Origin of the sequence: Ruminiclostridium sufflavum DSM 19573 (assembly GCF_003208175.1) — a bacterium.
In the GTDB taxonomy this organism is placed as follows: Bacteria; Bacillota; Clostridia; order Acetivibrionales; family DSM-1351; genus Ruminiclostridium; species Ruminiclostridium sufflavum.
The window spans coordinates 1-1,852 of sequence record NZ_QKMR01000050.1 but is presented as its reverse complement, the minus strand read 5'-3'; the positions used below and the strand labels follow the sequence as shown (position 1 = coordinate 1,852).

The 1,852-nt window shown below is 27.5% G+C and carries 2 protein-coding genes; one reads left to right on the top strand and one right to left on the bottom strand.

Annotated features, from left to right (window positions below):
* A partial coding sequence (locus LY28_RS19425) for a hypothetical protein (protein WP_207658162.1) occupies positions 1-200 on the top strand: 200 nt, incomplete at its 5' end.
* Positions 201-238: 38 nt separating this feature from the next.
* Here LY28_RS19425 and LY28_RS18825 read toward each other — a convergent pair.
* Positions 239-433 carry a helix-turn-helix domain-containing protein gene (locus LY28_RS18825; RefSeq protein WP_110463698.1) on the bottom strand — a complete coding sequence of 65 codons (195 nt, stop codon included), beginning with the start codon at positions 431-433 and terminating at the stop codon, positions 239-241.
* Positions 434-1,852 lie beyond the last annotated feature (1,419 nt).

Sequence of the window (1,852 nt, the reverse complement as noted above, 5' to 3'; positions counted from 1 at the left end):
GAAATATACAGCTTTACTACCCTTTGCTGTTGACGGAAGCCGGATACATCGATACAATATATTTGACGGCATATTTATGTTGTCAAGGTTCAAGGGCAGACGGCCTTACAAATGCGTGGTGGCATCCGGGCCGCTTTTTTTGCATTGTAACTGTATATGTTCAGTACAATCAAGGCGGCCACCGTCAAATTAGCCGTTAAACAAACCGGGATAATTTATTTCCATAAACTGCTTGCAATTAACCCTCCCAAAAAATACTAACTGGTACTTCCAGTATTCTGGCTAGTTCTTCAATAATTTTTATAGATGGATTTTCCTTTTTACCATTTTCCAGCAGACTAATATATGAGTAACTAATGTTACTTTTTTCAGATAAATTTCTTAAAGAAATATTCTTTTCTTCTCTTATTTTCTTAATCATTGTGAAGTTCATATTCACTCCTTTTTTTGTAATTCCGAGGAATTTAATGTATAATATTGATAATATTGTTTACTCTGAGCAAACATACTTTACTTTATGGAGGATTTTAGATGAATTATGATTTATCAAGTTTAATAGTGGAAATATTATTTTTAATGTTTTCAATCTATACTGGTTTTAAAACCAACAGTACTGTTAGCATCAGAACAGAGTAAATATAACATATGAGACCAAAATCTATGTAGATACAGGTCTAAAAAATAGTAATAAATCAAGCAGTAAAACATATACACTTGTTTTTCTTATAATGATGCTTTTAGTTTCAATATTTATAATAAATCTATATTTCATATATTCTAATACTGCTTACTTAATGCTAAATATAATATGCCTTATTTGCATACTTGTTATCTTCATCTTTTCTAAGAAAAATACAAATATTCAGTATGCTCAATATATTAATCTTCAATTGATTACGCTAGCTTTAATTACAATATATTTCTATTTGTCAAAATCAAATATTTTTATTCCGGATGCATTCAATATTAATAATTTTTCAACTGAGAAAGTCGACTGTTCGTCTTTATCCAGTATTATTTCATCTGGGCTTACCAGAGTTGCAGATTCTATCAAATATTTAGTAAAAAATGCTCCCTTTGAGGTACGGACATTTTTTATAAGCAGATTTTTATTTTTGATTATTGCTATTGCTTATTTTATAAATACATTTATATATATATACAAAATGATGTTGAATAAATTTAATCCACCTAAAAAAGTCAAGCAGATATTAAACTGTATATTTCTTAATGGTACATTTATATTTTTGCTAAAAAATTTTTTGAAAGATATAGTACCTTCTTTGGTATCATTTATTACGGGATATCCTTTTTAATAATATCTTTCTTATTAATATCTCTATAAAAATACAAATGGCAGGCAGGCAATAAAGAGCGATATCATCACAAAACTCAAAATATATTAAATATCCAACAGCTACAAAAATTGATATAATATAAAATGTTAAATCTTCTATGATAATAGTTTTAGTCTTTGATACGCTTACCCTATCTTCATATTTAAAAAATAAAATAGTTAGTTTTATAGAAGTAGCAAAAAAAACATATAAAAATAGTTCTTTTTTTGTAAAACTGTATCCATACTTACTTATTGAAAGCTTATAACCTTTTAAAGCGTATAAACTATGTAATATAATGCTGTTTATTTCAATATACCTGCCATATAAAAAAGAATAACTTACGTTACACCAAAATTTATCTAATATTTTAATATAAATCCCCCCTGATTTTTAATTTTCACAGCACATCCATACACCTGAGCTGCTCCTTGCTGGAGAAGCTCAGGTATATGATCTATTGTGAAATACTTTCTTTTTGCCAATTCAAACTTTAATTATATTTCCTCGCAGGG